The sequence below is a fragment of the Actinomycetota bacterium genome, from assembly GCA_030776725.1.
In the GTDB taxonomy this organism is placed as follows: Bacteria; Actinomycetota; Nitriliruptoria; order Nitriliruptorales; family JAHWKO01; genus JAHWKW01.
In genome coordinates, this window is sequence record JALYHG010000207.1 from 1 (window position 1) to 5,987 (window position 5,987).

At 72.2% G+C, this 5,987-nt stretch carries 7 protein-coding genes; 2 read left to right on the forward strand and 5 right to left on the reverse strand.

What is annotated here, in order from left to right; all coding sequences use genetic code 11:
• From M3N57_10260 to M3N57_10270, 3 genes are all read right to left on the reverse strand, one after another.
• A partial coding sequence (locus M3N57_10260; GenBank protein MDP9023052.1) for an ABC transporter permease subunit occupies positions 1-857 on the reverse strand: 857 nt, incomplete at its 3' end.
• On the reverse strand, positions 850-1,866 hold the full coding sequence (locus M3N57_10265) for an extracellular solute-binding protein (protein ID MDP9023053.1): 1,017 nt from the start codon (positions 1,864-1,866) through the stop codon (positions 850-852). The genes M3N57_10265 and M3N57_10260, both read right to left, overlap by 8 nt.
• Before the next feature lie 10 nt (positions 1,867-1,876).
• Positions 1,877-2,674, reverse strand: a complete 798-nt coding sequence (locus tag M3N57_10270) for a DUF6390 family protein (protein MDP9023054.1) — start codon at positions 2,672-2,674, stop codon at positions 1,877-1,879.
• Positions 2,675-2,784: 110 nt separating this feature from the next.
• Here M3N57_10270 and M3N57_10275 point away from each other — a divergent pair, with 110 nt between their 5' ends.
• Together M3N57_10275 and M3N57_10280 are read left to right on the forward strand one after the other, a co-directional pair.
• Positions 2,785-3,072: a muconolactone Delta-isomerase family protein gene (locus M3N57_10275; protein MDP9023055.1), complete on the forward strand. Its 288-nt coding sequence runs from the start codon at positions 2,785-2,787 to the stop codon at positions 3,070-3,072.
• Between the two features lie 13 nt (positions 3,073-3,085).
• Positions 3,086-4,252 (forward strand): MarP family serine protease, encoded by a 1,167-nt coding sequence (locus tag M3N57_10280; protein ID MDP9023056.1) that lies wholly within the window; start codon positions 3,086-3,088, stop codon positions 4,250-4,252.
• On the opposite strand, the gene M3N57_10285 is transcribed toward M3N57_10280, so the two are convergent.
• Together M3N57_10285 and M3N57_10290 are read right to left on the reverse strand one after the other, a co-directional pair.
• Positions 4,222-5,022: a class I SAM-dependent methyltransferase gene (locus tag M3N57_10285; GenBank protein ID MDP9023057.1), complete on the reverse strand. Its 801-nt coding sequence runs from the start codon at positions 5,020-5,022 to the stop codon at positions 4,222-4,224. The two genes, M3N57_10280 and M3N57_10285, sit on opposite strands and share 31 nt — an antisense overlap.
• Before the next feature lie 131 nt (positions 5,023-5,153).
• On the reverse strand, positions 5,154-5,975 hold the full coding sequence (locus M3N57_10290) for an ABC transporter permease subunit (GenBank protein ID MDP9023058.1): 822 nt from the start codon (positions 5,973-5,975) through the stop codon (positions 5,154-5,156).
• Positions 5,976-5,987: the final 12 nt, after the last annotated feature.

Sequence of the window (5,987 nt, forward strand, 5' to 3'; positions counted from 1 at the left end):
GCGGGGACCGCACCGCCCGCGGGGGCGCCGGTGCGGGTCACCGGGCCGCGCACGCCGATCGCCGCGTCGGCTGTGCCGACGGTCGCCAACGCGAGCGCCACCAGGGTCGTGGAGAGCACCACCACCCGGGTGAAGGCTGCCGGGTCGGCGGCGAACGCCAGGTCGCGGTAGATGCGGGTGGTGAGCGTGACGAACCCGGCCGGCAAGCCCAGCACGGCGGGGATGCCGAAGGCGTTGACCGCCGTGACGAACACCAGTGCCGCGGCCGCGACCAGGGCGGGGCGGAGCAGCGGGAGCGTGACCGTCCGGAACGCCACCCACCGCGATGCTCCGGCGACGCGGGCGGCGCGCTCCAGGTCCGGTTCGGCGCGTGACGTCAGGGCACCGGCCACCACCAGGTAGGCCAGCGGTAACGCGTGCGCGGCGATCACGGCGACGACCCCCACGGGGCCGATCAGCCCCGGTAGGGCGACACCGAGCAGGTCGTCGATGAGACCGGAAGGGCCGTAGGCCCGCGCCCAGCTCTCGGCCGACACGAACGGCGGGACCAGGAGCGTCAGCAGGACCGCCACCCGCAGCGCCCGTCGGCCCGGAGCCGCGGTGCGCTCGGTGACCAGCGCTGCCGCCAGCCCACCCGCGACCGCCAGCGGCGTGACGGCTACGGCCGTCCACACGGTGTTGAACGCCGCCCGAACCGACCCGGGACGGGCGAAGGTCGCGCGGAGCGCGGTGGTCCCCTCGCCCGCGGCGGTCGCGACCAGCTCGACGATCGGCACCACGCCGATCAGCCCGAGCAGGACCGCCGCCACGACCACCCCGGCCGGTCCCCACCCCAGCCGGCGGGCGACGTCACCCACCGAAGATGGTCCGGTACTGCTCGAGCAGTTGGTCCTGACGGTCGAACGCCTCCTGCCAGTCGGGCGTGACCGTCGGCCCGCCACGGTCCCAGGCGACGTCGTCGCGGACCGGCTCCCAGCCGGTCTCCGCGATCGCCTGCTGGGCGTCGCGGGTGAGCGTGAAGTTCGCGAACGATTCCGCAGCGGCGGTGTTGGTGGTGGATGCCACCACCGCGATCGGGCTGTACATCGCGATGGCTCCCGGCTCCGGGAAGACCACCTCGACCGGGGAGCCCTTCTCGACCGCGGTGAAGGCGATCTTGTCCAGGCTCATCCCCGCTGCGTACCAGCCCTCCGCTACGCCGGTGACGACGTCGCCGGGAGCCTTGACCTGCACCGCACCGCGCTCCTTCAACGCCCGGTAGAAGTCGAAGCCGAAGTCCTCGGCCAGTGCGAAGTACCCCAGCGCCCCGAACGCCGACCCCGCGAAGCCCGGATCGGGGATCGCCACCGGCCGTGAGAGGTCGCGTTCGGCCAGGTCCCACCACGCGGCCGGGGCCGGGTCCAGATCGGGCTGGTGCACCAGGACCATGTTGAGGATCCGGGTCCCGAAGAAGGTCTCCTGCCTGAACTGCTCGGGGACCGCACCGACCTCGTCCGGCGTCCACGACCGCAGCATCCCCTGGGAGGCGTACTCCTGCATGGACAGAGGATCGGTCAGCCATAGGACGTCCGCCCGGATACCTCCCTGACGTTGTTCGGCCGCGATCCGGCCGGCGAGCTCTCCGGTCGGGGCACGGAAGACCTCGATCTCCACGTCGCCGTGGGCAGAGCGGTAGGCGTCGACGACGGCTGCCACGGTGTCCTCGGTCACCGACGTGTACAGCCGGATGGTGCCCGACGGCTCGGCAGGGCCGGTCGCCGTTCCCGGTGTGGCCGGGCCGCCGGCCGGCTCGGTGGCGCAGGCCACCGCGAACACCGCGACGACGGCGACGACCCAGCGCATGACGCGTGTCGGACTGGCCGACATCGTGCGTCGCTCAGCGTCCACCGGCCATCACCATGCCCGGTCCGCTGTGCCCGACCCGCCGGTTGGTGATCTCCAGCTGCCGCGTCGTGTAGCGGCGGAGGTTGGTGAGCTGACGGTGGTCGAGCCGGTCGCAGACCCAGTTCCAGTGCATCGACACCCAGTTGCCCGGCTGCAGCTGCTCAACGAACCCCAGCCCGTCGACCGCGCGGGTGACGGTCTCCAGTTCCGGTTCGCCCAGCGACAGCTGGGACCCGTCCCACTGCAGCAGCGGGGAGCGGACGAGGACCTGGTCACCGAGGCTGGTCACGACCTGACCCCAACGGATGCGGCAGCGGTCGAGCTGGTGCAGCGGATGGTCGGAGCGGCCGGACTCCAACAACCCGACCCACGGGTAGACGCCGAAGACGTGGAACGAGTGGTGAGCGACCGCCCCGGCCGGGATGGCCTCGGCGAGATGATCCCAGCGTCGGCCGGCGACCCGGCGGAAACGTTCCCACACCGCCTTCCCGAACTCCGTGGTGGACACCTGGTCGAGGAGACCGTTCCCGATCCAGTACGCCTCCACGACCCGCCGGTCGAACGGATCATCGACGCCCGCCGCCCCGGCGATCAGCTGCAGGTACGGCCACGGACCCGTGAACGCTCTGGCCAGCTGCACCAGCCCCTGGTCGCTGACCTGCGCAGCGCCGTAGTCCAGGAGCGCGCCGTGATCTTCCGGACCGCAGAAGCCGAGCTGGTTGGGCGGGTAGGCGTACCGCGCGAACAGGACCGGGCCGGCCGGTCGGGACAGGTGACGTGTTGGCTGCATGGCTCCTCCTGGCTACACGGTACGGGCCCCGGGCCGCAGGTCCCACGCCGCACTGGTCCCGCCGCCCACCAACGGGTTAGGTTCGTGCGGTCGACGTCGAAGGGGTGGGGATGAAGTTCCTGGTGATGTGGCGGATAGAGATCGCCCGGCTCTCGACGGAGGTGATCAGGGCGGTCTTGCGCATGCCCGACTACGCCGAGCCGCTGCAGCAGCAGGGCAAGGTGGTGGCCCGCTACCACATCGTCGGTTCGCACGGCGGGGCGTGGATCTACGACGTGGACTCCAACGAGGAGCTCGAGCGGCTACTGGCCCGGTCGCCCGTCTACAACTTCGCCCGCTACGAGGTGCACCCGCTGGCCGACATGGCGGCCCCCCCGGTGGCCGAGCCGCAAGCCTGACCCGCCCCCGTCGGTGAACCTGCTCGACGTCGTCATCATCATCGCGCTGGCCTCGGCGGCGTTCCAGGGCGCGCTGGCGGGCGCCGCCGTGCAAGTCGGCTTCTTCACCGGGTTCCTGGGCGGCATGGGAGCCGGGGCGATCATCGCACCGGCCGTCACCCCTTTGTTCCGCGGGTACGTCGGCCAGGTCCTGGTGACCCTGTTCCTGGTGTTCGGCATCGCGACGGCCCTGGCGGTGGTCGGCGTCCACGTCGCCCTGGGCCTGCGGGGCCAGCTGAGACAGGCGGGGGCGGGTCCCGCCGACCGTGCCGTGGGCGCCGGCGTCGCCGCGCTGGCCCTCCTGGCCATCACCTGGGTGTTCACGTCGGCGTTGGCGGCCGCGCCCGCCGCGGGGATCACCGGCCAGATCCACGGCTCGGCCGTGCTCAACGTGGTCGACGGCGTCTTCCCGCCCGCCCCTGCGGTGTTCGCCCGGCTGGGGCGGACCTTCGACGTGCCCAGCGCCCCGCCGCTGTTCACCGGGCTGGAGCCAGAACCAGCAGAGCCGGTCGATCTCCCGTCGGACGCGGAGGTCCGGGCCGCCACCGACGCAGGACGGCCAGCCACCGTGAAGGTGTTCGGCCGGGGGTGTCCGGTCGAGCAGCAGGGGTCGGGGTTCGTGGCCGGCCCCGAGCTGGTGGTCACCAACGCCCACGTCGTCTCGGGCGCCAGCGAGGTCGTCATCGAGAGCCTCGACGGCCGCGACACGGCGGTGACCGTGGCGTTCGACGCCGACCTCGACATCGCCGTGCTGCACGTCGACGGGCTGGCCATCGCCCCGCTGGAGCTCGCGGCGGAGCCCGTGGAGCGGGGCGAAACCGGGGCGGTCCTGGGCTTCCCGCTCGGGACGTTCCGCTCCGAGCCGGCTGCGGTGCTCAGGCGCTTCACCGCCGTGGGACGTGACCTGTACGGCAGCGGCCGGGTGCGGCGTGACGTGTACCAGCTGCTGGCGCACATGCCCGAGGGCGGGTCGGGTGGGCCGCTGCTCACATCCGATGGCCGCGTCATCGGGGTGGCGTTCTCCCGGTCGCTGCGTGATCCTCAGGTGGGGTACGCCCTGACCTCCGTACCGGTTCGTGAGATGGTGCTCGAGGCGTCCGGATCGACCGCTCAGACGTCGACGGGGCGTTGCTTGGCCTGACCCGACTCCCAGCTGATGACCGCTCCCGGCAGGGTCTTCAGCGGCGGGCGCAGCCGGTCACCGTCACGGACCAGCCAGATCGACAGCACCTGCTCGAGTTCCTGGCGCAGCGTCGGTGTGTCGTTCAGCAGCAGGTGCTCGTGATGGTCGTCGACCGCTTCCGCCACGCTGGTGAACCGCCGCCTGACCGGGACCTCGACCACCTCGACGTGCGGGTCGATCCCGAGCTCTCGGAGGACTCCGACCGCGTCTAGCCAGGTCGGGGCGGGGGCGCGGGGCCGGCCGTGGAAGTGGCGCCACAGGTGGTCGTGCACCAGGTCGGCGCTGGCACCGCTCAGGTAGACGAAGACGCGCCGGCGGGCCGCCGCGTCGAGCTTGTCGATGAACGCTGCCACGTCGGTGACGACCGGCAGCACGTAGGAGCACACCACCACATCGCCGACGATCCCGGTGACGTCCTCCCAGCGGCCGTGGCAGGTCTCGACGTTCGACAGACCGCGGCGGTCGGCCTCGCCGCGCAGCAGCTCGAGCATCCGTGGGCTCTGATCGACCGCGATCACCCGCCCCACCACCGGCGCGAGCGCCAAGGCGAACCGCCCCGTTCCGGCGCCCACGTCCACCACGGTCGTGCGACGCCCGCAGCGGCGACGCACCCGCCGCAGGAACGGATCACGCTCGGCGGTGCCCGCCACACGATCGGCGTACCGGGCGGCGCGGCGGTCCCAGAACTCGGGCCCGACGTCACCGCCAGCGGGCCGCAGGCGACCCATCTCCTCCAGTCGCGCCTCGACGAGCCGCCGCCAGCGATCAGCCGCCGGTCCGGCGGTCGATCGCGCATCACCCCCGGGTGCGGACACCACCGGGTGTCTCGCTTGCTCGTCATCATCCGCCGGATGCACGCTCACGTCTCCAGCCGGGTGTCCAGGACATCGCGTAGGCCGTCACCGAGCAGGTTGAAGCCGAGCACGACCAGGGAGATCGCCAGCCCGGGGTAGACCATCAACAGCGGGGCGCTCTGCAGGAACGGGCGCCCCTCGTTGAGCATGGCGCCCCATTCCGGCGTGGGTGGCTGCACCCCGAGGCCGAGGAAACTCAGCCCCGAGATCGCCAGGATGAGCGTGCCCATCTCGAGGCTGGCCAGGACCGCAACCGGCGGGACCACGTTCGGCAGGAGGTGGCGGACCACCAGGTGACGATCGGTGGCGCCCAGCGCTCGGGCTGCGACGACGAACTCCCGCTCACGCAGCGTCAGGACCATGCCCCGCACGATGCGGGCGTAGTCGACCCACCAGATCACCACCAGGCCGATGATGACGTTCCGGATCCCCGGTCCGAGGGTCCCCACGACGGCCAGAGCGAGGATCAAGCTGGGGAAGGCCAGCAGCACGTCGACCACCCGCATGACGATGCTGCCGACAGCGCCGCCGTAGTACCCCGCCAGCGTCCCGATCCCCACCCCGATCGTCATCACCATGCACGTCGCCAGCGCAGCGGTTCCCAGCGACCAGCGCGACCCCAACAACATCCGACTGAGTAGGTCACGGCCGAGGTGATCGGTGCCCAGCGGATGGGCAGCGCTGGGGCCGGACAGCCGGCTGGCAGCGTCGACCACGTTGGGGTCGTGGGGGGCCAGCAGCGGGGCCGCGACCGCCCCGACAGCGAACACCGCGATGATGACGAGCCCGGTGAGGGCGAGCCGGTCGCGCGCCAGCCGCGGCAGCACGCGTGGCTGCGC